A 24,889-nucleotide genomic window follows, 5' to 3' on the forward strand; every position below is an offset into this window, starting at 1 on the left:
TTCATTCCATTGATCTTACTCACACAAGAAATTTCATTTCCGCCTGTAGAAATGGCTAACGAAGATGGTATATTGGCCATTGGTGGTGATTTAAGACCCGAACGACTACTGCTTGCATATAAAAATGGCATTTTCCCGTGGTATAATGAAGATGAGCCGATCATCTGGTGGTGCCCCGACCCGAGATTTGTTTTATTTCCCCAAAAATTAAAGATCAGCAAAAGCATGCATACTGTTTTGCAAAATGGAAAATTCCGTTTTACAATCAATAAAGCATTCAAAGACGTGATAGAAAATTGCAAGCAGATCAGCAGGGAAGATCAGGATGGTACATGGATCCAACAAGATACCGTTGAGGCGTACACGAAAATGCATGAACTTGGGTATGCTCACAGTGCCGAAACTTGGATGAATGGAGAACTCGCTGGAGGATTGTATGGCATGAAGATTGGCAATATTTTTTTTGGAGAAAGCATGTTCAGCAAAATAAACAATGCCAGCAAATTTGCTTTTATTAATTATGTAAAATTGTTAAGTAAGGAAGGGCTTGCACTCATTGACTGTCAGGTACATACAACCCACCTTGAAAGCCTAGGTGCTGAAATGATCTCCAGACAAGACTTTACAAACATCTTGAGGGAAAATATATTTTGATCTCTATTAATTAAGAAATCCTTAACAAAAATATACCCCTCGTTACGCAGCCAAAACAAAACCACTGCTGTCTTGCTAAGAAATATTTTTAATTAAACAACGTAACATGAAAAAATTATTAGTAGCAGCATTTGCATTGATCAGTATTTCAGCAAGTGCACAAAAAGGATCCGTTTTATTGTATGGCAATTTAACAGGCCGCTCTTCAAATGATGCCGGAGGAACTCAATCAGCAACGATCGTTGTTAACCCGGGTGTAGGTTATCAATTCAGCGACCATTTTACTGCAGGTATCAATCTTAGCGTAGATGCTGATAAAACAGAAACAACTCCATCATCTGATAACTACAACAAAAATTTATATTTAAATTTCGGCCCTTTTTTACGTTACACTAAAACATTAAATAACTTGTTTAGTGCTTACGCTCAATTAAACCTTAATTACCTTAGTCAAAAATACACTCCCTATACAGGCAGTTCAACAAAGTATGCAGGCTTCAATGGCAACATTACCCCTGCTCTTTCACTAAATGTACACAAGGGATTTGCAATCAATTTTAATTTAGGAGGAATTGAGTACACGTCAGTTGGACTAAAAGGATCTTCTGCAAAAAACAATAGCTTCAATGTTACTTTCGGTAACACAATTGGACTTGGAATTCAAAAAACTTTTGCATGCAAAAAAAGCAAATAATTACTGAGTGATAGCAATAAAAAAGTCGGTTTGTAGAAACCGACTTTTTTATTGCTATCATTTTCCAAATTTCTGTTTCAATGCTGCTAAAGCATCCCCTATCGGCATATCTGCCATACTCTTTTGCTGCTGTCCCTTTTGATGGTTACCAAATTTTGGTTTCATATTTCTTGCAGGAGCATCCATTGTTTGTTTGATCGATAAAGCAATTCTTTTTCTAGCAACATCTACTTCTGTCACTCTTACATTTACCTGTTGATTCAATTTCAACACTTCATTCGGATCAGTGATATATGTATGAGATATTTCAGATACATGCACCAATCCATCTTGCTTTACTCCAATATCAACGAAAGCACCAAACCTCGTGATATTGGTAACAATACCAGGTACTTCCATCCCTGCTTTAACATCATCGATACTATAAATATTTGCAAACTCAAATTGCTGCACTTCACTACGGGGATCTAAACCCGGTTTTTTTAACTCATTTAATATATCCTTAACCGTTAGTTCACCGATCTTTTCATTAGTATATTTTTTGGGTTCCAAAGTTTTAAGCAATGTTTCATTGCCAATAAGCGTCTTTACCTCTACGTTCAGATCTTTTGCCATTGCTTCCACAACTGAGTAAGCTTCCGGATGCACAGCACTTTCATCCAAGCGTTCTTCCCCATTCTTTATTCTTAAGAACCCTGCACATTGTTCAAATGCTTTGTCGCCTAAACGTGGTACACTTAATAATTGTTTACGACTTTTAAAACCTCCTATCTCTTTTCTATACTTAACAATATTATCGGCTAATGTACCACCAATGCCACTTACATAACTCAACAAATGCTTGCTGGCTGTATTTAAATTAACGCCTACATTATTTACACAACTCACTACTGTTGCATCTAGTTTTTCTTTTAGTCTGAATTGATTCACATCATGCTGATATTGCCCCACACCAATACTCTTCGGATCTATCTTTACCAATTCAGCCAAAGGATCCATCAATCTCCGACCAATACTTACTGCACCACGTACTGTTATGTCTTCATTCGGAAACTCTTCTCTTGCAATTTCAGAGGCTGAATAAATAGAGGCTCCATCTTCATTCACTAAAAATACCGGTAAGCCCAAATTAAGTTTTTTGATGAACTGCTCAGTTTCTCTTCCTGCCGTACCATCGCCTATGGCAAATACTTCAATGCCATATTGTTGAACTAGGTTTTTTATTTTGATTTCCTCTGCCATTACCCTATTCGTTTCATGGGGATATATCAGATCTGTTTTTTGCAGTTCGCCTTTTTCATCCAGACAAACAACTTTACAACCTGTTCTATATCCAGGGTCAATTGCCAATATTCTTTTACTACCCAGCGGTGAACTTAATAATAACTGACGCAGGTTTTCTGCAAATACATTGATCGCTTCTTCATCTCCCTTTGTCTTCAATGCTGTCCTGCATTCGCTTTCAAGGCTCGGCTGCAATAATCTTCTGTATGCATCTTTAATTGCTTTACGTAACTGATCACTGCATGAACTCATTCCTTTGATATACAACGCTTCTATCAATTCCAAGGCTCTTTCTTCTTCCGGACTGATTGCAATACGCAAGTAGCCTTCTAAGAAACCACGAAGCACTGCTAATATTCTATGAGAGGGCACTTTTGAAATAGGCTCACTAAAATCAAAATAATCTTTATACTTAGCAGCTTCAGCTTCTTTATCTGCGATCAATTTACTTTGTAATGTTGCTTCTACTTCAAACAACTTTCTCATTTTTGCTCTTACTGTTGCATCTTCATTGATCGTTTCTGCAATGATATCTCTAGCACCTTGCAATGCTGCATCTGCATCAGCGACTTTATCATTGATATATTTTGCAGCTTCTGCTAACAGATCAACATCTTTTTGCTCCAACAACATATCCGCCAGCGGTTGTAAACCATTTTCTCTTGCTGTTTGTGCTTTTGTTTTACGCTTAGGTTTGAATGGCAAATAAATATCTTCCAATTCTGCGATCGTTGTTGCTTTATTAATTTTTTCTTGCAACGCTTCGGTCATCTTTTCCTGCTCGGTGATCGTCTTTTCAATGAATGCTTTACGTTCTGTAAATTCTTTTAAGAATTTTGCTTCATCCTGTATCTGTTGTATCTGTACCTCATCCAATGCTCCTGTTTTATCTTTACGATAACGAGCTATGAAGGGAATAGTAGCACCTTCGGCCAACATGGTTAAAACGGCTTCTGCCTGTGTGGTTTTAATGGATAATTTAGCTGCAATATCTTTTGAAAATTCTATCATATAATTTTATAGTTCTTTAAAATGGGTTGCGAAAATAATGGTGTAGGAGGAAAGAAAAAATTTTAATCAATAAAGTAATTCTTTAGTTATTCACAGCTAGTTCAAAACACAAACTTCTTCTCAGGATTAGCTTCCACAAAAGAATAAATACTGTTTCGAATGGTATCATTATCCTGATAGGGTTGTAAAAGATCTTTCAGATCTGCAGATGAAGTAATAGAGAAAGATGATGGTAGATATCCCATTCCCCAGAAGCTGCCTTTCTCTATCAATAAACACAATTTTTCATTTTCTTTTATGCCATCGTCCAAAACAGCAAAAGTGGGTAGCTGGTTATTTAATGCGGTAATGGCTTTTATAACTTTTTTGTTATACTGCTTCGCAGATTCAATTAATGCCCTTTCCTCAATACTTATAGATGCTTTATTCAAGTAACATAATTTTTCATGCAGGTCGAACTCTTCCAGCATCTTTCTTAATAAAATAATTCCTTCATGCAATGAATTGAAATAATATAATGCCTGCACATTCTTTTTTCTCTTATCAATAGCCAATCGCATGTACCCTGCCCCATCTTCGAACATGTACAAAGCATATTTCTGTACGGGTTGTTTCTGACTCTTATTATACTTTGGCCACAGACGTTTTATCTCCGTACTCTCTAACACAATTGCTTCTAATTCTGTTGCACATATTTTACAACTGACTTTAGCAACATGCAATAAAAAATTCTGTCGCTTTCTTTCTGCATCATTCACCGTAAAATGACTGCTCACTCTTTTCTTAATATTCACCGCTTTACCAACATAAATGATCTTTCCTTTACTGTCATGAAAATAATATACACCCGGCGCCGGCGGCAACTTCGAAATATCAGTCTTTTGCAATGCAGGTGGCAGCCACTGTTCACTGGAAGTTTTCTTCAACATCTGATCAATATGCTGTTGTGCATTATTTGCCAACAGATGCTCGAACAACAAAACCGTTGCAGCCGCATCACCTCCTGCCCTATGTCTGTTGTTGATTGGTATATTTAATTCTCGGCAAAGATTACCCAAACTATATGATCGAAATCCCGGCACCACTTTTTTACTCAACCTTACCGTACATAATTTTCTAGGAGATAAAATAAAACCGTTTTCTTTGAGTTGATGATTGATAAAAGAATAATCAAAATTTACACTGTGTGCAACAAAAATATTGTCATTTAAAATATCATATAACGTTTCTGCAATTTCATGAAATGCCGGAGCATCTTGTACCATTGCGTTATTGATACCCGTTAATGCAGTAATATGCAAGGGTATTTTTTGTAATGGATTGATCAGGGTTTCAAAATGTTTGACCACCCTTGTTCCATCATGTACATACACAGCAATTTCAGTTATGCCATTTGCTGAAGCATAACCACCGGTGGTCTCTATATCTACTATTGCATACATATTTATAAAGATAGAAATACTAAACTAATTAGCAAAACGTCTTTTTGGCTTGTAATTTTGTATTTTTAGGCTAGATATTACCCGTAAACACATTACATGATCGTAGACGCAAAGGAATCGTTGTTTCAGAACTACTTCAGCAATAATTATTCGTATGATGAATTATTAGGTGATGATGGTACTCTCCGCCCCCACTGGCAAACATTTTTCAACTCATTCAGTCAGCTTGGGCCTGCACAGATACAGGACAGAGCACAAGACATTTTACGCTTTTTAAAAGAGAACGGTGTTACCTATAATGTATATGGAGATTCTTCCGGACTGAACCGTCCATGGAATCTGGATGTGATCCCTTTTCTGATCAGTCAGCAGGAATGGCAAAAAATAGAATCCGGCCTTGTCCAGCGTGCCACGCTTTTCGATCTTATCTTAAAAGATCTGTATGGCGAACGTTTACTGATCAAAGAAGGTTTATTACCATTAGAATTGATCTATAACCATTCCGGATTTTTACGGCAGTGTGATGGTGTAAAACTACCGGGCAAGCATAGCCTTATTTTATACTCGGCAGATATTGCCCGAAGCCCCGAAGGAAAAATATGGGTGTTGAATGATAGAACACAGGCCCCATCGGGCTCGGGTTATGCATTGGAAAACAGAACAGCTATTACCCGAATCTTACCCGAATTATTCTCGGGTTTAAAAGTTCGTCACCTTTCTCCATACTTTATTCAGTTAAGAGACTCCCTGCACGCCATTGCACCGGCAAAGGCTCTGAACCCACGTATCGTTATTCTTACACCCGGACCAAGTAATGAAACTTATTTTGAACATTCATATCTATCATCTTACCTCGGTTATACTTTGGTACAAGGTGAAGACCTAATGGTAAAAGATAATTATGTTTGGTTAAAAACTATTGGCGGACTTGAAAAGGTGGATGTGATTATTCGAAGAGTGGATGATATTTATTGTGACCCGCTGGAATTAAAAGAAGACTCACGGTTAGGTGTAAGTGGTTTATTGCAAGCAGTAAGAAGCGGCAATGTATCTATTGCAAATCCGCTTGGCAGTAGTGTTTTAGAAAACCCGGGCTTAATGGGCTTCTTACCAAGACTGGCACGTCATTTCTTTGGTGAAGATCTTATACTACCTACTATTGCATCGTGGTGGTGTGGCCAACCGATGGAATTAAAATATGTGTTAGACAACATTGAATCGCTTGTTGTAAAAAAGATATACAGAGAATCGAGGATCAGCACTTCTGTAAATACTTCCAATCTTTCAAAAAATGAGATTGAAAAGTTAAAACTGGATATACAGGCACAACCACATTTATATGTAGGTCAGGAAAAGATCGCTTTTTCGTCTACCCCATCGCTGATAAGCGGAAAAATAGAACCACGTAATGTATTGTTCAGAAGTTTCTTGGTAGCAACAGACGATACCTATACATGTATGACAGGCGGCCTAGGCAGAACATCTGCTGAACCGGGTAATTTTGTTATATCTAATCAGTTAGGCGGCATCAGTAAAGACACATGGATCATCTCCCCCGAACCCGGTTACACATTAAGCAGCAATAAAGATGTATTGAAAACAAAAGCGCCAAGCTTTAGCGGAGTGCTGCCAAGTCATACAGCAGAAAATCTTTTTTGGGTTGGACGCTACGCTGAAAGAGTTTTAGGTAATGCCCGCTTTCAACGTACAATAATGCAGTTGGTTGCTGAAGGAAACAGATTACAATTTGATAATGATATCAAAACAGAACAACTGCTCTTAAAAACGTTAACTGAATACACTTGTACTTATCCGGGCTTTACTGGAGCTGACGCAGCAGAGAAATTTAAAAACCCATGGCCGGAACTGACCGATCTTTTATTTAATACACACCGGCAAGGAAGTTTAAGTAATAATTTTTCACTATTCACAAAAGCAGTGAATACTGTTCGTGACCATTGGAGTACTGATACATGGCGTGTTTTAAAAGGTATGGAAGATGAATGGGAAGCGGCATCAAAATCGCAGCTTACCAATTTCAGGATGATCAGTGCATTGGATAATTTAATTACTTCAATGGTTGCATTTATTGGCTTGAACAGAGAAAGCATTTCACGTGAGCAAGGATGGAATTTATTAGACACCGGAAGAAAAGTAGAACAATCGCTTTTGTTGATCAGCGTTCTTCAATCTACATTAACAGAAATTAACGGCGAAGAGGTTGAATACAATTTACAGGAAGCCGTTTTGAAAAGCCATGAAACATTGATGAACTACCGGTATAAATACAAAGTACATATTCAACTACCGTTGATGCTCGAACTAATGTTACTGGATACCACTAACCCTCGTTCATTGATTTATCAGATAGAAAGATTAAAAGCATATTTATCAAGTCTGCCGAAAACACAAAAGAGTGCAACACTTGAAAAACATGAACGATTGATACTGGAAGCATTCACTTTGCTAAAGCTGGCCGATAATTTACAATTGGCACAGCCCGACGAGAAAACAGGTACTTATAAAAATCTGGAAGAATTACTTGATACATTGAGCAGTTTATTACTGGCAATACCAAAAGTGATCTCAAAAAAATATTTCAAACATGCACAGGGGCAAAAACAATTGTTTGCTGCTGAAGATGACAAATCAATTTAATTGTTGCTTAAAAATGGTGCATTACACGATCACACATAAAACAGAATACATTTACAAGGAACCTATCAGTCTTTGCCACAATATTGCAAGGCTAATACCCCGTTCTGTTGACAGACAGGTTTGCAATATGTCTGAAATTGTTATTACCCCTGAACCGGATACTTATAAAAGATATGAGGATTTCTATGGCAACCATGTTGCTTACTTCGCTATTGAACAGGATCACGACAAACTAACGGTTACGGTTACTTCCGATATTGAAATAACACCCACTACAATTTCATTAGACAACTGTGCTCAAACTCCTTGGGAAGAAGAAGCAAAAAAGATCCATTCCAATACGCCGGAATACATAGATATTCGTCAATATGTACCACAAACAGCCATGACGGAGATCACACCGGAAGTAAAAGCATATGCGCTGCAATCTTTCACTCCCGGCAGACCCTTATTTGCTGCTACACATGATCTGATGCATAGGATATATCATGACTTTGAATTTAAAGCCGGACTAACTACCATTACAACACCCGTGAACGAAACTTTAAAACTTCGTAAAGGTGTTTGTCAGGATTTTGCACACCTTGCTATTACCTGTTTGCGATCGTTGGGATTACCTGCCCGTTATGTAAGTGGTTACATAGAAACAATTCAGGCACCGGGCAAAGAAAAACTGGTTGGCACTGATGCTTCGCATGCATGGTTTGCTACCTACATACCAGACATGGGTTGGGTTGAATTTGACCCTACCAACAACCAGATCCCATCCTCTCAACACATCACCATCGGCTGGGGTAGAGACTATGCCGATATCGCTCCGCTCAAAGGTATTATCCTCAGCAGCCGTCCACATAAGCTGCATGTGTCGGTGGATGTGAGGAGGATCGGTTAGATTTTTAGTATAATTATCGTATTAAAATACCTGCGGACCATTGTAAGACTATTTCAGTCTTATAATATTTAGCTTTTAATTCCTGCAATTTCTGCAATGCTTCTAACATTTTATTTTCTCTGGCATTGATAAGAAATAACGAGCTTTCTCCAGCTTGGTACCTGATTTCCTCTCCACGTAGTAAAGTCTGATAATTTTTATATGTTAATTCCTGTAGGGCTATCTGTTTTTTCAGTGCGAAAAGCTCATTATAGTAGCGTTTTATTTTTGTTTCTACTTCCAATCTTTTTTGGTCAAGTTGCAGTTGAGTCTCTGTAATTTTTAATTTCGCTTTTCTATAATCTCCTCTTCCTTGTGATAAACGAAGTGGAATACCAAGTGATAAGCCATATTGAAAATTATTTTCAAACAGAGGAATAGTTGCAGTTTTCAAAACATCATACCCTTTGCCTAATTGGTTGTATTTTAAGTTTATTTTTGGCAACAGTTCCTGAAATTTTAATTTTTTTTCAATGCCCAATACATTGAGTTTATAATTATAAATAACCAGTTCGGGATGATTTTGCATAGCCGTTTCCAACAAACTATCTAATTTGGGAATTGCAGTAACATTTAAAAACTTTAAGTCGTCGTTTGGAATAATATCTACAGGTAAATTATAAGGTTTTGTATCAGCCGTCCATAAATAAACAGAGAGTTCCAATGCTGTGTTCTGAAAGTCAAGAAGCGCCTGACTCTTCAGCATTTCAAAATTTTGAAGTTGAGCTAAAGCCTCTGTTGTATCAATAGCAGGCCTGTCGCCCAATTCATAACCTATCTTTACAAGTTCAACTCTTTTTTCATTTACCGATACCGCGTCAGCTAAAATTTTATATATCTGATATTGCCTTACCCAATTCCAATAGCTTGTCATAGCTTCAAGAAGCAGATTATTCAGCATATTTTTTTTTTCGATGCTTGATGCTTCTCGAAAAATTTTTGCTGATTGCAATGCGGCTCTTCTTTTATCCATAAACAAATTCTTTGCCAATGGTATACTGATTCCAAAGTAACTGGTTTCTCCTTTTGTTTCTACAGGGTCAGTACGGTTACCCGATAAATATTCTAACCCTGCAAATACTTCCACACCAAACCAAGTGGGGATGGAAAGTTCAGGGCGGTTGTAATAATAATAGTCATTACCATCAAAAGTTTTTTGTGCCATTTCATTTTGCAAAACGGGGTCAAACATTCCTTTGGCAATGGTGACTTCGGTTTTCGCTTTTTCAATAAATATATCCGCCTGCTTTGCCACGGGATGAAATCGTTTTACAATTTCCATCACCTCTTGGGCTGATAAAGTTCTCAGGGTATCCTGGGCTTTTAAAGAAGAGATAAATAGTAAGAGAATAAATAATGTTATGTATTTGATCGAATTCATTTTTTTTCTTTTAGTTGTGCTTCTTCTTTTTTATAATAGTCCGGCGGGAAGCCATTGATATTTCGCCATAGCTCATACCATACCATTACATCTTTTAATAAAGTAATTCCATTTGCACCGGCACCAATTTTTAATTCTTTAGGCCATGGTTTGTCGGATATATCTTCTTTTACCAGCACCCTGAATTTGCCATTTATACTTACATTGCTTTCCACCGCTACAATCTCGCCACCAAACGTACCAGAAGATGCTTTAGGCCAGCCGCTGAATACGATTGCAGGAAATCCATCGAAAAGGAAACGAACTTTTTGCCCTGGTGCAATCAAAGGCAGGTCGAGTGGTTGTACATACATTTCCACTGCATACTGAATTTTATTGGGGACTATTTCGGCAATCATATCACCATCTTTTACAAACTCACCTATACCGGCTTTTTGTGCTTTTATAATTTGTCCACTTTGCGAAGCAAGTAAATAATACATACCGTTGCGAATAACATAATTGGCATATTGATTCTCTAACTTCGCAACATCTGCCTGGCCGCTGGCTATTTGTGTGAGTGACTGAAACTGGTCGCCCTGTGCTTTGGAAACTTTCTCCAGGTTTTCCTGTTGCACTGCACTCATTTCAATTTTGGTAATGGTTAAATCCTGTTTACTGTTAGCAAGTTTATTTTCAGCACTAATTTTTTTTGCCATTGCATTTTGAAATTGCTGATTTCTTGTTTCTAATTGTGTTAATGAAACAAGGCCGCTGTCATACATGGCTTTCTGGCGGCTGTATTGTTTGGAGCCAATGATGAAATCATTATTAGCTGCTACTGCTTCTGCACTATCGGCCTGTACTTTCAGTTGCAATTGGCTCAGTTTGTTTTCTAATTGGTTCAGTTTTAGCTGAAGCCCTGAATTGATAGCGCCAATCTGTTGTCCCGTTACATCTACTTTACTTTTATAATATTCAACAGATAATTGTTTACCAGCGAGTTGTTCTTTTGTTCTTTGTAACAAATCAGGATCCAGGTAATCTGTTTTTACTTCCGTTAATTGAACAAGTGTATCACCAGCTTTTACATAGTCCCCTTCTTTGACATACCATTTCATTACCCGACCACCGATGACAGTATTCACCTGTTGCGGACGCTGGTCTTGATACAAAGTTGTAACCGTTCCTTTGGCCCGTATGTTTTGTGTCCATGGAAGAAACAAAAAGACAACAAAAACAAGTACACAAACAATAAACCACTCTTTTACACGACTATCCGTTCCATGTTTATAAATATGCGTATACGACTTTACTTTATCTGTATTCATTACGATTATATTTGAAATTATTTGATAAAAACACTACCCTCTTTCATCGTTATAGTCTTATCACATTTTGTCGCAAACTCTCCGTCATTAGTTACTATGATCATTGTTGTATCTTTTATTTCACTGAGTAGCTGAATGATTTTACGGCGATAAATATCTTCAGTATTTCGCCAAGGATCTTCTAATAACAACAATCGGGGTTTTCCGGCAAGGGCTCTTACTAATAAAATTTTGTGGGCTACATTACTGGGCAATTGTTTTCCATTGGGGTCAAGTATTGTGTCGAACCCATTTTTTAGTGTAGCAATAAAATCAGTAAGTCCAACTTTAGCGGCATAATCAATAACAGTTTCCAAATTTATATTATTATACCCAAGAGAAATGTTTTCCCAAAGCGTACCATGAAAAATATCCTGCTCATTTAGCAGCACGCCTGTTTGTGAGCGTATAGAATCTAAATCGTAATTATTAATGGGAAGATCATCGAGCAGTATAGACCCTTTAAAATCGGTATAGGCTCCGGCTAGTAACCGTAATAATGTTGACTTCCCTGAACTGTTATTGCCCATTATACAGATCTTTTCACCACTGTTTATTTGAAGTGAAATATTTTTTAACACATCTGTTTGATCGTTATAACTGAAGCTTACATCTCTCATCTCCAACTTTAGTCCTTTAGATAATTTTGATAGTTGAAACGACCCGTTTTGTTCAGTTGGTTTATCAATAAAGCTTCCAATTTTTTCAACCGATGTCAAGGTATCGTATACACTTTCCAAATTCATAATCAATTTCTCCACTGAATTCAACACCAATAATATTACAATCTCTGCGGCAACGAACTGGCCGACATTCAATTTCTGATTAACCATTAACAATGTACCTACAATCAACACTGCCGCAGTGATAATAGTTTTAAACAAAACCAATAAATTATATTGGAAAAGCAATATTTTAAAATGACTATTACGGGCTTTCAGGTAACCAATAACACTTTCATCCGTTTTATGCAAATGCAGGTCATTGCTTTTTGCCAGTTTAATAGATTTGATAACTCTTGCCGCCTCTTCAAGCCAGCCTGCTACTTTGTATTTGTAACTGCTTTCATCAAGGCTGGTTTGCAAACCATTATTACCTGTATAGCGAAGTATTAACCAAAGCAAAAAAATCAGTATGATACCGAAAAGGATAAATGCCGGATGATAAAAAGATAGTAATATTAACCCGAATAAAATTTGAATACTTGCGATTGGTATGTCCAGCAGAATTTTGGATAAACTTTTTTGTAATACCGGAATATCAAAAAACCGATTGACCAATTCGGGCAAATAAATATTGTCAGTTTTCTTTAGATCAAGTTTGGGGATATGCTCAGCAAAGGCAAAAGCGTAACGTACAAAAAGTTTTTGCTGAATTTTTTCTATAATCTTTATCTGGTTTACTTGCATGATGCCAACAACCAGTACCCCAAGTACTATTAATGTAATGAGTATTATCAGCGAAGCCCTCATGGAAGCTCCCAATACGAAACCAATGATAGCTTGTACACCCAGTGGTAATGAAAGTTGTATCAAGCCATTAAGTATGGCATATATGTAGACAGCAGTTATTTCTTTACGTTCCAGTTTTACTAACTTTAGTATTCTGGAAATTGGGCTTGTATTTGTTGCCATTTAAACAGGATTTACGATTCAGTTACGAATGATATAATATATGCTAAAGCCATTTTAAATTGTGATTGCGTGAGGTAACAAAGAATTGATTGCAGCTACCTCATTTTTTTGTCAGAATACATTTTTAGGTAATTTTTCTTCTCCATCTTTGTAATGTTCATGTATTTCTACAGGTGTATTATTTCTGTGCATCCGCATTTGAAAAATACTGACCAACATTGAAAATGCCATTGAAAAATAAATGTATCCTTTTGGTATTTCAATACCAAAGCCTTCACTTACCAGGGCAAACCCTATCAATAATAAAAATGAAAGTGCCAGCATTTTAAATGCCGGATGTTTATTTACAAAACTACTAATCGGTTCAGCGGCTAGCAACATTATCAAAACCGTAACAACGATAGCAACATACATTATCCATACCTCTTTCACCATACCGATTGCTGTAATAATTGAATCAATTGAAAAAACCATATCCATAAGTAAAATCTGGAAAATAACCTGTGCAAAGGAAGCTGCTTTTATTTTATTAGTTTTATTGCCTTGCTCTCCTTCCATTTTATGATATATTTCTTTTGAACTTTTATATAATAAGAACAATCCGCCTAATATCAATATCAAATCTTTGGCTGATATACCCTGACCGAATACGTTAAATAAATCATTGTTTAATTTCATTATGAAAGTGACTATAGCCAATAAACCTAATCGTAAAACCATAGCCAGTATTAACCCATAGAACCTTGCTTTTTTTTGTTGATTTGCCGGTAATTTATTGGCTAATATGGATATAAAAATAACATTATCTATCCCTAAAATAACTTCTAAAATTATAAGTGTAGCAAGTGAAATGTAAATTTGATAATCCATATTTTTCTTATTAATCTACTAGATCTTCGTTTATTAAATTTAACCCGGTTACCCTTTTTCTAATCTTGTTGTGAAAATTTATAGACATATGCACAATAGGGGTAGCTATCATATAAAAATCTATATTCGGAAACTCTTTTTTTAAAATGGAGTCTATTTCATTATACAACATACTTTTTGTTACAAACTGAACCACATAAACTTCCGAATGTAGTTTCTCACTAGAAGAGTTTAAATGATAAGAGTCAAAGCAACTTCCAAAAACATTCAGGGTAAACTTATTTTTCAGAATGCAATTTGCAACATCACTTCCTAATTCTTTTCCAACTACTAAAAGTTTTACAATGATCATGTAATAATGTTATAAGACGATTAAAAATGAGTGTTAAAAATTTGCTGATAGTACACCTAACCGAAAAGAGTTTACTGAGTGCTATTTATAATTGAAGTATCAGCATAAAAACTTACTTCTCCGGTGGCTATATCATGAGTTCCGCCAACAATACCTATTTCACCTTTCTCAATCATTTCTCTTAAAATCGGACTACGTTCCATTATGGCATGTACAGTTCTTTTTACATTAATACTGGCTACTTTTTCTACAAATTCACTGTTACCCGAATTACGATTTTCTTTAACAGTTTTTTCATCATACACAGCAGGCTGTATTTTGTTTAAAAGTCCTGTAAGGTTACCCATTTCCACATGGTCGCAGGCACCTTTTACAGCACCACATTTGGTGTGTCCCAAAACCACAATGATTTTTGAACCTGCAACCTTACAACCAAATTCCATACTGCCTAAAATATCTTCATTAATAATATTTCCTGCAATACGAACACTAAAAATATCTCCTAAACCCTGGTCAAAAATTAATTCGGCAGATGTTCTGCTATCAATGCAACTAAGTATTACAGCAAAAGGATGCTGCCCGTCTGAGGTTTCATTCGCCTGTTGCAAAAGGTTGCGATTTATTTTAAGGTTGTTTACAAAACGTTTGTTTCCCTCCTTTAATAATTCCAATGCCATTGAAGGTGTAATGGAAGCCTGCATTTCTTTTGTTAATGTTTTCATTTTTAATTATTTATTGTTTCTGTAAAATTTATTTTTTCAATAATTATATTTTTTGTTTTTGCGTTGCTTTCAAAATTTTTTATCAGTTCAATTACATCATAAGCAATTGATTTAGATTTTGAGCAGTCAATAATTACTTTTGAATTAGCAGGAATTTCATCTAAAACTCTCATAACACTTGCTTTATTAAAAAATGACACTTCTTGTGCAAGTTCAAGATGATGAACTTCTTGCCCGTTCTCTGTTGTTTCTATTTGTTTTAAATGGTGTGAGTTACGATAACTATGTCGTAGCGTATAAAAGATACCAAAGAGTATACCTACTGTAATTCCTTTTAATAGATCAGTTAATAAAATTGCTACAACTGTTGCAGTAAAAGGGATAAACTGTTCCCAGCCCAATTTATACATATCCTTAAAGAGTGCCGGCTTTGCTAACTTGTAACCAACCATTAAAAGTATTGCGGCTAAACTTGCCAATGGTATCATATTTAATACACTGCTAATTGATAATGCACTTAGTAGTAGAAAAAAACCATGAAGTATTGTAGACAATTTTGTTTTGCCACCAAAAGATATATTTGCCGTACTCCGCACAATTACCTGTGTAACAGGTAAACCGCCTATTAAACCAGAAACTACATTTCCTAAACCTTGTGCTTTCAATTCTCTGTTGGTTGGTGTAATTCTTTTATCCGGGTCAAGTTTATCGGTTGCTTCTACACAAAGCAATGTTTCTAAACTTGCAACGATGGCAATTACTACAGCAATTTTCCATACTTCAAAATTCATTAATGCCGAAAAATCAGGAAAAGTAAATTGACCGAAAAACTCTGCAATTGAATGTGGTACCGGTACAGCAACTACTTGTTTTGTATTTAAACTGAAATCAAAAATGCCGTTTTTATATAAATTAAACATTAAAATGCCAAATATCACTACTACCAGCGGACCATTAACGATACTGAAAATTTTATGTTTTTTAATTAATACTTTATCCCATAAAATAAGAATGACTAAAGAAATGACACCAATGATTAAAGCGCCGGGTGTTATAAAATTAAATGCCCTGAAAATTTCAGAAAACGTATTTTGCCCGTCGGCCTGAAAAAAAGCATCATCCCCCATTGCATCTTTATCCCAACCCAATGCGTGGGGAATCTGTTTTAAAATTATTAGCAGCCCAATGCCAGTAAGCATTCCTTTAATTACTGAAGATGGAAAGAAATAGGCAATAAAACCAGCTTTGGCAAATCCCAAAATCAATTGAAATAAACCCGCTAAAACAACAGCTGCTAAAAATGCCGTCCACGAACCGTCTAATGTTTTAATAGAAGTTAATACGATCACTGCTAATCCGGCCGCAGGACCACTTACTCCTAATGGTGAACCACTTGCAATTCCTACAACAATACCACCAACTATACCCGCAATGATACCCGCAAATAACGGCGCCCCGGATGCCAATGCTATTCCAAGGCATAATGGAACTGCTACAAAAAACACCACAATACTTGCAGGCAGATCGTTCTTTAGGCTTTTGAATAGACTTGTCTGATTCATATTTTTTATGATTTCCGACAAAGATAGGATTATTATTTTAAAAGATAGTAATACTATCATAAATAATTGTAAAACATTTTTTCCGTAGCTTTGTAAAGTATTCAGAAACTTACCTAAGTACAGTAAAAATGAAACTACAGTTACAAATAAAAATGAATGAGGATTTATTCCTACGAAATCCGGAGCAAACAGAATTGGGCAAAAACATCATTAAACATAGCATTCAATTAGTTGAAAAGGATGGTTTTGAGGCTTTTACATTCAAAAAGTTGGCAGAAGATATAGGTACTACCGAAGCAAGTATTTATCGCTACTTTGAAAACAAGCACCGCCTTCTTTTATATATTATTGCTTGGTATTGGAGTTGGCTTGAATACCAAATTATTTTTCAAACGAACAATATTACAGATCCGGAAGTAAAGTTAAAAAAAGTAGTAAAATTATTGGCAACAACAGTGGAAGATGATGCAAATACAAGTTATGTAAATGAAAGTTTGCTCCACAAAATAATAGTTTCAGAAGGCTCAAAAGCATATTTAACAAAGCAGGTTGGACAAGATAATAAGAACCAATTTTTTAAGCCCTACAAAGACCTTTGTGCTGTTATTGGAGAAATAATTTCAGAATGTAGTCCAAAGTACAAGTATCCAAGATCATTGGCAACTACGATTATTGAAATGGCTCATTTTCAGAATTTTTTTATGAATAACCTCCCCTCACTTACAGATTTTGGAAAGAATAAAGAGGAGTCGGAAATAATTTTATTTTTAAATGATCTGGTATTTTCGACTATAAAGAAAAAATAAATGTAAATAGAGTAATAAAGAATGAGCCAATAGGGAAACTTTACGAATACAATGAAATGGCAAAGAATTAATTCATAAATCACTTATCTCGTACTAACATAAGTGGAAATATATTTTTGCATTATTATCGCTTTCCTTAATATCCTCCCATGCATTTTTAAATTTTGTAATCCCCAAAAAATGTACTTACTTTATACACAACGATTGCCTGCCCTACACAAACACCAAAACAACCTAACTAACTATGGCAATCAGGGTAGCAATACAACACAAAACAACCTACAAGTACGACAGAGCTGTCAACATCGCACCGCACATTTTCAGGTTGAGACCGGCAGTGCATTCCAGAACACCCATTGAAGCCTATTCACTCAAGATCGAACCAAAGAATCATTTCATCAACTGGCAACAAGATCCCTTTGGAAACTTCCAGGCAAGAGTAGTATTTCCTGAACCGGCTACAGAATTGAAAGTAGAAGTTGAGGTCATCGCCAACATGATCGTCATCAACCCATTTGATTTTTTTGTAGAAGACTATGCAAAAGATTTTCCATTTAAGTATGAAGAAAATCTTTCTAAAGAATTAGTCCCTTATCGTGAGTTGACAGAGAACGGGCCACTCCTGCGTCAATGGTTATTGGATATAGATAGATCACCAAAACCAATCGTAGATTTTCTGGTGTACATCAACCAAAAATTAAACAGAGATATTAATTATACCGTTCGTATGGAAGCAGGTGTACAAACCTGCGAACAAACTTTAGAAACACGTTGGGGCTCCTGTAGAGATTCTGCATGGCTCTTAGTACAAATATTACGTTACCTCGGCTTTGCAGCTCGTTTTGTTTCCGGCTATTTAGTACAACTAACGGCCGACATTAAATCACTCGACGGACCATCAGGCCCCGAAAAAGATTTCACTGATCTGCATGCATGGACAGAAGTGTACATCCCCGGTGCAGGATGGATCGGTATGGACCCCACCTCCGGATTATTTGCAGGCGAAGGACATATACCACTGGCATGCACACCCGATTTTGCAAGTGCTGCACCCGTAGTAGGCACAACAGATCTTTGCAACGTAACTTTTGAATTTGATAATAGTGTAACCCGTATTCACGAAGACCCTCGTGTTACGAAACCATACAGCGAACAACAATGGGCTGAGATGGATGCCCTGGGTTATAAAGTAGATAAGGAATTATTAGAAGGCGATGTACGCATGACCATGGGTGGCGAACCAACTTTCGTTTCCATCGACGATATGGAATCTGCACAATGGAACACGGCAGCAGACGGAAAAGAAAAACGTTTACTGGCACATGATCTTATTTTTAAATTGAGAGATCAATTTGGCCCCGGCGGTATGTTGCATTACGGTATGGGCAAATGGTATCCCGGCGAACCACTACCCCGTTGGCAATACGGTTTGTTCTGGCGTAAAGATGGTGTACCTGTGTGGGAGAGCAGCAACTACATCGCAGGGGAAAGAGTTCCCAAAAAATACACCGAAAAAGATGCTGAATTGTTTGCAACCGAATTAGCAAAACATTTAGCCGTTAGTCCTGAAAATATTTCTCCTGTTTTTGAAGATGTATTTTATTTTTTATGGAGCGAAGGAAAACTCCCTGTCAACGTTGATCCATTAAAATATAATTTAAAAGATACCACCGAAAGAAAAACCATTGCACAATTATTAGATAAAGGTTTAGAAAAACCAGCAGGCTTTGTTTTACCCATTGCATGGAATTACTGGAGCAATACCTGGCAAAGCATTAAATGGCAACTCAATCGTGAGCATGTATTCCTTGTGCCCGGCAACTCTCCCATCGGCTTACGGTTACCGTTAGACTCTATCCCTGCAGTAGCAAAAGAAGATGAACCACAAATAGTAGAACGCAGTTTGTTTGAAGAAGTGCCTCCATTTGAAAATTTTGATAATACCATTAGCGGTCGTTATGATACAGTAAGCACACACAACGATCCAATAAAAAAGACAACAAAGTCAAAAGCTCCCATGACTGGCTCGGGGTTTCAACCCCGAGATGAAAAAGAAAAACCAAACATCACCGAAGCAATACCTGTTATTAAAACAGCATTGTGTGTAGAAGAAAGAGAAGGTGTGGTCTATATCTTCTTCCCTCCCTGCGATTATTTAGAACATTATTTAGATATGCTCTCTTCTGTAGAAGCAACAGCTACCAAATTAAATATACCTGTCCGCATTGAAGGTTACGAACCACCGAGAGATAACCGTCTTGAAAGAATGGTAGTATCTCCCGATCCCGGTGTGATTGAAGTAAACATTCATCCTGCAAAAAACTGGGATGAGTTAAAACATATTATCGGTACCGTGTTTGAACAGGCTCGCCTCTCAAGATTGGGCACAGAAAAATTCATGCTCGATGGTAAACACACGGGCACCGGTGGCGGCAATCATATTACCATTGGTGGTGCAGTACCTGCCGATAGTCCGTTGTTGAGACGGCCCGATATGTTGCGTAGCCTTATCACTTACTGGCAACACCATCCCGGTTTATCGTATTTATTTTCGGGTGCATTCATCGGACCAACATCTCAGGCACCACGATTTGATGAAGGCCGTGAAGAAAGATTATACGAAATGGAAATTGCTTTCAGTCAGGTACCCGAAGGCGAAGAAGTTCCTTTCTGGTTGGTTGATAGAATTTTCAGACATCTATTAACCGATATCACCGGCAACACACACCGGGCAGAATTCTGCATCGATAAATTATATTCTCCCGATTCATCATCGGGACGTTTAGGTATTCTGGAGTTCCGTGCATTTGATATGCCACCGCATAAAGAAATGAGTTTAATGCAAATGCTGTTGATACGCACACTCATTGCATGGTTCTGGAAAAAACCTTACAAACATGATCTCATCCGTTGGGGTACAGAGTTGCACGACCGTTTTATGTTACCGCATTTTGTAAGAGAAGATATGCAGGAAGTAGTGAACGACCTCAACAATGCAGGCTACGATTTCAAACTCTCCTGGTTCGAACCATTCTTCGAATTCCGTTTTCCGCATTACGGCAGTGTGCAGGTAAAAGGCATCGATATGGAGGTACGCATGGCCATAGAACCATGGCATGTATTGGGCGAAGAGATGAGCAGCTCAGGCACTGCACGTTTTGTAGATTCATCGCTGGAACGTGTGCAGGTAAAACTCCGCAATTTTAACGAAGGCCGTTATGTGTTGTTATGCAATGGTGCCCGTGTGCCATTAAGAGCCACCGAAATTAAAAGCGAATATGTTTGCGGTATCCGTTACCGTGCCTGGCAGCCGCCGAGTGCATTACACCCCACCATTGGTATTGATACACCGCTCACTTTCGATATTGTTGATACATGGAATGGCCGCTCTGTTGGTGGTTGCACCTATCATGTGGTACATCCCGGTGGCAGATCCTACGATGTGTTCCCTGTAAACAGTTACGAAGCAGAGAGCCGCCGTGTGAGCCGCTTCAACGATTTCGGACATACACAGGATGTACTCACCGCTACCGTACAAGCCGGCGACAATGTTACCGAAGCAAAACATTATATCACTCCCGACAGGCCAACATACATTGTTGATGCTCCCGAAATAGAAATCAATAAAGAGTATCCGTGTACGTTAGATATAAGACAGCACTGGAAGAAAGGAAAGAGAACCTAAGGATAATTACGAGAACAATACTTTAGACTATGGCCTATGGACCATAGACCATGGTTTTTACTTTCTTTTTAACCGGCATTTGTTTTTCATGGCGACATCGTGGAGTTTATCCTGAGGAACGAAGGATCACTCACTTGTACGGCATACCGTTATTCATCTTTCATCTAAGCGTAGTGGACTCACCTTTTTCAGCCCGTCTTCGACAAGCTGGCTATAACTACTAATAAAGGAACAAAAAAAGAAGGGGAGATTAACCCTTTATATCAACATCGTTTTTTATGGACTTTAAGACCTAACCAAAACCCTTATTCTAAGTATTCGGCAGAACATCAGAAGTTACGGCAGCGTCCTTTGGCTCGGTTTGTTCGGATTTTAATGGGTAATGCCATTTTAGGGCTTCTGGGGCATAGAAATCCCTTATATCTTGTAGTGTTACATCTTTATACCCGATTGACCGAGCCATCTCTAAAAGCATCTGATTGTATGTCTGCCAATATTGTTGATTCTGTATAATATGTTTTTCGGTTTGGGAAAAGAAGGTGTGTAGTAATGCTCTAATATTTTTTTCATCGTGAAAAACAACATCAACAGCATTTAACGCTTTTATCCAATCAAGTTCATTTGCACCTGCATTTCTATACATCATTAGCACTTGCAGAATTTGTCTTTTTTCTCTTTTTAATTCCAATGTATTCTGATAACGAAAAGCTAAAATAGCACCAATACCAGCAGCAATTAAAGGAACTATAATTTTTTCAAGAATATCAATAGTTGTCATATAAAGGTTGTTTTGAGGAAACCGAATTTACAAATTTTAAAACTAAATACCATGTTTAATAATCTTAGAGAACTTATTTTAAGTATGCCAACTGAACAGGCTTGTAGGGAATATTTAGCAAAACAACGTTGGGAAGACGGAGTAGCTATATGCCCTTATTGTGGTCATGGAAAGTGTTATTTAATTGAGAAGGGAGAAAGATATAAATGTGCAAGTAAAGAGTGTTATAAACGTTTTAGAATAACCGTAGGTACTATCATGGAAGCAAGTAACATACCCTTAGTAAAATGGTTTACTGCTATCTACTTAGTAACTGCACATAAGAAAGGTATTAGTAGTTATCAATTAGGTAAGGACTTGGGAATAGCACAAAAAAATGCTTGGTTTATGCTACACCGTATTAGAGAAGCATTATGTAGTAAAGAAAATATCAAGTTGGATAACATAGTAGAAGTAGATGAAGTTTATATCGGTGGTAAAGTAGGGAATATGAGTAAAAGCAAAAGAAAAAAATTAAGAGAGGAAGGCAACACATACAATACTAAAACTATGGTTATGGGTATGCTTGAAAGAGGTGGTAACCTAAAACTTATTCCCGTTGGGAAATCAACTAACACACAAGCAATTTGCCCTACTGTAAAACAGAACGTAGATACTGATGCGGTATTAATAACTGATAGCCTTTCTACTTATACTAACATAAGTAAAGACTACGCAGGGCATGAAGTAGTAAACCATACAGAAATGGAATATGTACGGGATAAAGTAATACATACCAATTCTATTGAGGGAGCATTTGGGTTACTTAAAAGAAGCATTATAGGTATCTACCATCAAGTAACACCAAAGCATTTAAAACGATACTGTGATGAAACTATGTTCCGTTACAATCTTAGGGGAATAAATGATGCTGCAAGATTTAACTATTCCCTTACACAAGTAAACGGACGATTGACATGGAAACAATTAGTAAAGAAAGAAGATACTCCCACATTTATTGCAACAAGAAATATCCGCACAGAGGAACAGACTCAAAAAAGAGTTATAAGACCTATTGTACAAATGAATGAAGGCGTAATAATAGCAGAGTTTAAATCTATACGGGAATGCAGCAGACAAACTGGTATAGCAACAGAATTAATAAGGGAGGTACTAATCGGTATTAAGATAACTACTCATGGTTATCAATTCAAATATTTGTAGATTTGGGAATGGCTAAAGCAACTAAAAAAGCACCTACCAAAAAAGCTATTCCAAAAAAAGATATAACTATCAAAACTAACTTGACAGCAGACCAACTGTTTAAGTTGGCTATCACTACTCCCATTAAGAAGAAAAGATAATTATACTTACCTACACTTATAAGGATTTATAATCAAATTTTATTAAGGTAAAAATACCCAAATAAAATTCCCTTCATTTATTATAGCTTTGACAATACTATAACTTAATGTTATTTAAGTAGTTAACACTGTGGATAACGCAGTGGGTTTAATATACCTTAATACATTATTATTGCGGAGTACTAACACAACAAAAGGTTACTCATTTCTGAATAACCTTTTAAATTCTTGTGGGCTGTTCTGGTGACGTTATCTGGTTTCCCACCCGTGAAACGCCAGTTCGATTCTGGTAGCCTACATTTTACTTCAAGCAAAATAACCTTTCGGTTTTTTCGCCTCTTATTCTGGTCGACTAAGAGGTTTTTTTATTTAATCCAAGCAGTTGTTTTGAGGCAACGATACCACAAAATACCACCTTTTATGATATTACCAAATATAATTGGTAGTTAATAATTGCTCTGTACTGATAATCAACTAAAAATATCTAAGAAAATCTACTCTACCCTGTCTTGTACCTTTATTAGTAGTTGAATCCCGACAAGCTCAGACTGACAGTAAAATAATCGTTAGACTGAGCGTCTTTAATTCGCAAAATGTTTTGCAATAGAAAGCTCTCACTCCTACAAGCTTAAAAGCTGTCAGTCTGTACTGAGTTTATCGAAGTGTTGTCGAAGACGGGCTGAAGAGGATACCATCCCATTCTTATCGCAAGCGGACCCTTGCGCCAGGCTCTTTTTAATTTGTTACATGCTTAGACAAATTAGGGGTTGTTTTAAAAGCAAAAAAGTTGCCTTTTGGTAAAGGCAACTTTTGCATGAGATGTTTTCACAACCTTAGTGGATCTCAATTAACTTAGGTTGTTTTTGTTTGGCATGTTCCATTTTAGGGATCAAAAGATGTAATACGCCGTCTTCATATTTGGCCTCAATTTTTTCAGTGTCTACTACATCTTTTTGCAGGGTAAAGGTTCGTGAAAAAGATTGGTAGCTAAACTCCCGACTGGTGTACCTTACATCTTCATTTTGTTCTTTCTGTGCCGTTTTTTCTGAACTGATGGTAAGGTTGTTACCTTCGAGCACCACTTTAAAATCTTTTTTTGTCATACCGGGTGCTGCCACTTCTACTTCGTAATTGTCTGAAGTTTCTTTAATGTTAACCGCAGGGATCGTCGTATTGGTGTTTGAAAAATTCGACAAGCCCCAATTAAAAATGTCACGGTTCAGGAAATCATCAAAAAGTGTAGGGAAGTGGTTTTGTAAAGTACCGTTTCTCTTAACGATTGTCATAATTACCTCCTTTTTAATTTGGTTAAAAAATAAATGATGTTCATCGATCAACAAAATAAATGCCAGCACAGGTAAGGATATTTTGTACTGATTTTTTTTCAGAAGAACTGAAATTTTGTAATGCTGAAAAAGTCAAATTTTCAGTTTTTGGTAGACTTTGTTTTGCTCTCCGCCCAGGTTTACGGGTGCATGAACCGGGGCGGAGTTGGAGGATCATATTTGATGCTGAAGTTATTAGGCTTGTACTCCATCCCTTATCAGAGACCGACCTATCTAAACACCAACAAAGGCGAAATAGACAGCAACCACTCCTGCAAACTTAAAAGCTGTCAGTCTGAGCTTGTCGAAGATTGGCTGTTAAGAATTCCGACCTCAAATATTTTTAGTGTATATCGATTTGAAAAGAGCCGCTGTCCGTATGTCTTTGACTACGGACAACTAACAATT

General features: G+C 36.9%; 19 protein-coding genes. 8 read left to right on the plus strand and 11 right to left on the minus strand.

Features of this window, described 5'->3' with window-relative positions; genetic code table 11:
- Positions 1 to 9: 9 nt before the first annotated feature.
- Complete coding sequence (aat, locus tag ACQ33O_RS13185; RefSeq protein ID WP_430996058.1) at positions 10 to 654, plus strand: leucyl/phenylalanyl-tRNA--protein transferase; 645 nt, start codon at positions 10 to 12, stop codon at positions 652 to 654.
- A 106-nt stretch (positions 655 to 760) separates the two neighbouring features.
- Positions 761 to 1,348 (plus strand): outer membrane beta-barrel protein, encoded by a 588-nt coding sequence (locus ACQ33O_RS13190; protein WP_430996059.1) that lies wholly within the window; start codon positions 761 to 763, stop codon positions 1,346 to 1,348.
- A gap of 57 nt (positions 1,349 to 1,405) precedes the next feature.
- Here the strand turns inward: ACQ33O_RS13190 and ACQ33O_RS13195 are convergent, their stop codons facing one another.
- Together ACQ33O_RS13195 and ACQ33O_RS13200 are read right to left on the minus strand one after the other, a co-directional pair.
- Positions 1,406 to 3,643, minus strand: a complete 2,238-nt coding sequence (locus ACQ33O_RS13195) for a Tex family protein (protein ID WP_430996060.1) — start codon at positions 3,641 to 3,643, stop codon at positions 1,406 to 1,408.
- 101 nt (positions 3,644 to 3,744) lie between these two features.
- Positions 3,745 to 5,085: an exonuclease domain-containing protein gene (locus ACQ33O_RS13200; protein ID WP_430996061.1), complete on the minus strand. Its 1,341-nt coding sequence runs from the start codon at positions 5,083 to 5,085 to the stop codon at positions 3,745 to 3,747.
- A gap of 96 nt (positions 5,086 to 5,181) precedes the next feature.
- Between ACQ33O_RS13200 and ACQ33O_RS13205 the strand changes: the two genes are divergently transcribed.
- A complete protein-coding gene (locus tag ACQ33O_RS13205) occupies positions 5,182 to 7,743 on the plus strand; it encodes a circularly permuted type 2 ATP-grasp protein (protein ID WP_430996062.1) in 2,562 nt (853 codons plus the stop codon).
- Positions 7,727 to 8,635 (plus strand): transglutaminase family protein, encoded by a 909-nt coding sequence (locus tag ACQ33O_RS13210; RefSeq protein WP_430996063.1) that lies wholly within the window; start codon positions 7,727 to 7,729, stop codon positions 8,633 to 8,635. Before ACQ33O_RS13205 ends, ACQ33O_RS13210 begins: the two co-directional genes overlap by 17 nt.
- A 13-nt stretch (positions 8,636 to 8,648) precedes the next feature.
- Here the strand turns inward: ACQ33O_RS13210 and ACQ33O_RS13215 are convergent, their stop codons facing one another.
- From ACQ33O_RS13215 to ACQ33O_RS13245, 7 genes are all read right to left on the minus strand, one after another.
- Positions 8,649 to 10,055: a TolC family protein gene (locus ACQ33O_RS13215; RefSeq protein WP_430996064.1), complete on the minus strand. Its 1,407-nt coding sequence runs from the start codon at positions 10,053 to 10,055 to the stop codon at positions 8,649 to 8,651.
- Complete coding sequence (locus ACQ33O_RS13220; RefSeq protein WP_430996065.1) at positions 10,052 to 11,365, minus strand: HlyD family secretion protein; 1,314 nt, start codon at positions 11,363 to 11,365, stop codon at positions 10,052 to 10,054. The genes ACQ33O_RS13215 and ACQ33O_RS13220 overlap by 4 nt, the downstream gene beginning before the upstream one ends.
- A 17-nt stretch (positions 11,366 to 11,382) precedes the next feature.
- Positions 11,383 to 13,038: a peptidase domain-containing ABC transporter gene (locus tag ACQ33O_RS13225; RefSeq protein ID WP_430996066.1), complete on the minus strand. Its 1,656-nt coding sequence runs from the start codon at positions 13,036 to 13,038 to the stop codon at positions 11,383 to 11,385.
- A gap of 111 nt (positions 13,039 to 13,149) precedes the next feature.
- Positions 13,150 to 13,908 (minus strand): TerC family protein, encoded by a 759-nt coding sequence (locus ACQ33O_RS13230; RefSeq protein WP_430996067.1) that lies wholly within the window; start codon positions 13,906 to 13,908, stop codon positions 13,150 to 13,152.
- Positions 13,909 to 13,918: 10 nt separating this feature from the next.
- Entirely contained in the window at positions 13,919 to 14,260 is a 342-nt protein-coding gene (locus tag ACQ33O_RS13235) for a hypothetical protein (protein ID WP_430996068.1), read from the minus strand.
- A 71-nt stretch (positions 14,261 to 14,331) separates the two neighbouring features.
- Positions 14,332 to 14,982, minus strand: a complete 651-nt coding sequence (locus ACQ33O_RS13240) for a carbonic anhydrase family protein (RefSeq protein WP_430996069.1) — start codon at positions 14,980 to 14,982, stop codon at positions 14,332 to 14,334.
- A 2-nt stretch (positions 14,983 to 14,984) separates the two neighbouring features.
- Positions 14,985 to 16,544, minus strand: coding sequence for a SulP family inorganic anion transporter (locus tag ACQ33O_RS13245; protein WP_430996070.1), 1,560 nt, complete (start codon positions 16,542 to 16,544; stop codon positions 14,985 to 14,987).
- 128 nt (positions 16,545 to 16,672) lie between these two features.
- Between ACQ33O_RS13245 and ACQ33O_RS13250 the strand changes: the two genes are divergently transcribed.
- Positions 16,673 to 17,350 carry a TetR/AcrR family transcriptional regulator gene (locus ACQ33O_RS13250; protein ID WP_430996071.1) on the plus strand — a complete coding sequence of 226 codons (678 nt, stop codon included), beginning with the start codon at positions 16,673 to 16,675 and terminating at the stop codon, positions 17,348 to 17,350.
- A gap of 244 nt (positions 17,351 to 17,594) precedes the next feature.
- Positions 17,595 to 21,035, plus strand: coding sequence for a DUF2126 domain-containing protein (locus ACQ33O_RS13255; protein WP_430996072.1), 3,441 nt, complete (start codon positions 17,595 to 17,597; stop codon positions 21,033 to 21,035).
- A 310-nt stretch (positions 21,036 to 21,345) separates the two neighbouring features.
- On the opposite strand, the gene ACQ33O_RS13260 is transcribed toward ACQ33O_RS13255, so the two are convergent.
- Positions 21,346 to 21,813, minus strand: coding sequence for a DUF6680 family protein (locus tag ACQ33O_RS13260; RefSeq protein ID WP_430996073.1), 468 nt, complete (start codon positions 21,811 to 21,813; stop codon positions 21,346 to 21,348).
- A 51-nt stretch (positions 21,814 to 21,864) separates the two neighbouring features.
- On the opposite strand from ACQ33O_RS13260, the gene ACQ33O_RS13265 reads away from it, so the two are divergent.
- Positions 21,865 to 23,016 carry an IS1595 family transposase gene (locus ACQ33O_RS13265; protein ID WP_430996074.1) on the plus strand — a complete coding sequence of 384 codons (1,152 nt, stop codon included), beginning with the start codon at positions 21,865 to 21,867 and terminating at the stop codon, positions 23,014 to 23,016.
- Positions 23,017 to 23,024: 8 nt separating this feature from the next.
- Positions 23,025 to 23,156 carry a hypothetical protein gene (locus ACQ33O_RS13270; protein WP_430996075.1) on the plus strand — a complete coding sequence of 44 codons (132 nt, stop codon included), beginning with the start codon at positions 23,025 to 23,027 and terminating at the stop codon, positions 23,154 to 23,156.
- Between the two features lie 833 nt (positions 23,157 to 23,989).
- On the opposite strand, the gene ACQ33O_RS13275 is transcribed toward ACQ33O_RS13270, so the two are convergent.
- Positions 23,990 to 24,442, minus strand: a complete 453-nt coding sequence (locus tag ACQ33O_RS13275) for an Hsp20/alpha crystallin family protein (RefSeq protein WP_430996076.1) — start codon at positions 24,440 to 24,442, stop codon at positions 23,990 to 23,992.
- Positions 24,443 to 24,889: the final 447 nt, after the last annotated feature.

The organism is Ferruginibacter sp. SUN002, from assembly GCF_050611725.1.
In the GTDB taxonomy this organism is placed as follows: domain Bacteria; phylum Bacteroidota; class Bacteroidia; order Chitinophagales; family Chitinophagaceae; genus Ferruginibacter.

Coding starts and splice junctions, on each gene's coding strand:
- ACQ33O_RS13220 (WP_430996065.1), bottom strand. CDS start 11,365: ATGAATACAGATAAAGTAAAGTCGTATACGCATATTTATAAACATGGA.
- ACQ33O_RS13215 (WP_430996064.1), bottom strand. CDS start 10,055: ATGAATTCGATCAAATACATAACATTATTTATTCTCTTACTATTTATC.
- ACQ33O_RS13255 (WP_430996072.1), top strand. CDS start 17,595: ATGGCAATCAGGGTAGCAATACAACACAAAACAACCTACAAGTACGAC.
- ACQ33O_RS13260 (WP_430996073.1), bottom strand. CDS start 21,813: ATGACAACTATTGATATTCTTGAAAAAATTATAGTTCCTTTAATTGCT.
- ACQ33O_RS13265 (WP_430996074.1), top strand. CDS start 21,865: ATGTTTAATAATCTTAGAGAACTTATTTTAAGTATGCCAACTGAACAG.
- ACQ33O_RS13230 (WP_430996067.1), bottom strand. CDS start 13,908: ATGGATTATCAAATTTACATTTCACTTGCTACACTTATAATTTTAGAA.
- ACQ33O_RS13200 (WP_430996061.1), bottom strand. CDS start 5,085: ATGTATGCAATAGTAGATATAGAGACCACCGGTGGTTATGCTTCAGCA.
- ACQ33O_RS13235 (WP_430996068.1), bottom strand. CDS start 14,260: ATGATCATTGTAAAACTTTTAGTAGTTGGAAAAGAATTAGGAAGTGAT.
- ACQ33O_RS13195 (WP_430996060.1), bottom strand. CDS start 3,643: ATGATAGAATTTTCAAAAGATATTGCAGCTAAATTATCCATTAAAACC.
- ACQ33O_RS13250 (WP_430996071.1), top strand. CDS start 16,673: ATGAAACTACAGTTACAAATAAAAATGAATGAGGATTTATTCCTACGA.
- ACQ33O_RS13270 (WP_430996075.1), top strand. CDS start 23,025: ATGGCTAAAGCAACTAAAAAAGCACCTACCAAAAAAGCTATTCCAAAA.
- ACQ33O_RS13275 (WP_430996076.1), bottom strand. CDS start 24,442: ATGACAATCGTTAAGAGAAACGGTACTTTACAAAACCACTTCCCTACA.
- ACQ33O_RS13205 (WP_430996062.1), top strand. CDS start 5,182: ATGATCGTAGACGCAAAGGAATCGTTGTTTCAGAACTACTTCAGCAAT.
- ACQ33O_RS13240 (WP_430996069.1), bottom strand. CDS start 14,982: ATGAAAACATTAACAAAAGAAATGCAGGCTTCCATTACACCTTCAATG.
- ACQ33O_RS13190 (WP_430996059.1), top strand. CDS start 761: ATGAAAAAATTATTAGTAGCAGCATTTGCATTGATCAGTATTTCAGCA.
- ACQ33O_RS13245 (WP_430996070.1), bottom strand. CDS start 16,544: ATGAATCAGACAAGTCTATTCAAAAGCCTAAAGAACGATCTGCCTGCA.
- ACQ33O_RS13210 (WP_430996063.1), top strand. CDS start 7,727: ATGACAAATCAATTTAATTGTTGCTTAAAAATGGTGCATTACACGATC.
- ACQ33O_RS13225 (WP_430996066.1), bottom strand. CDS start 13,038: ATGGCAACAAATACAAGCCCAATTTCCAGAATACTAAAGTTAGTAAAA.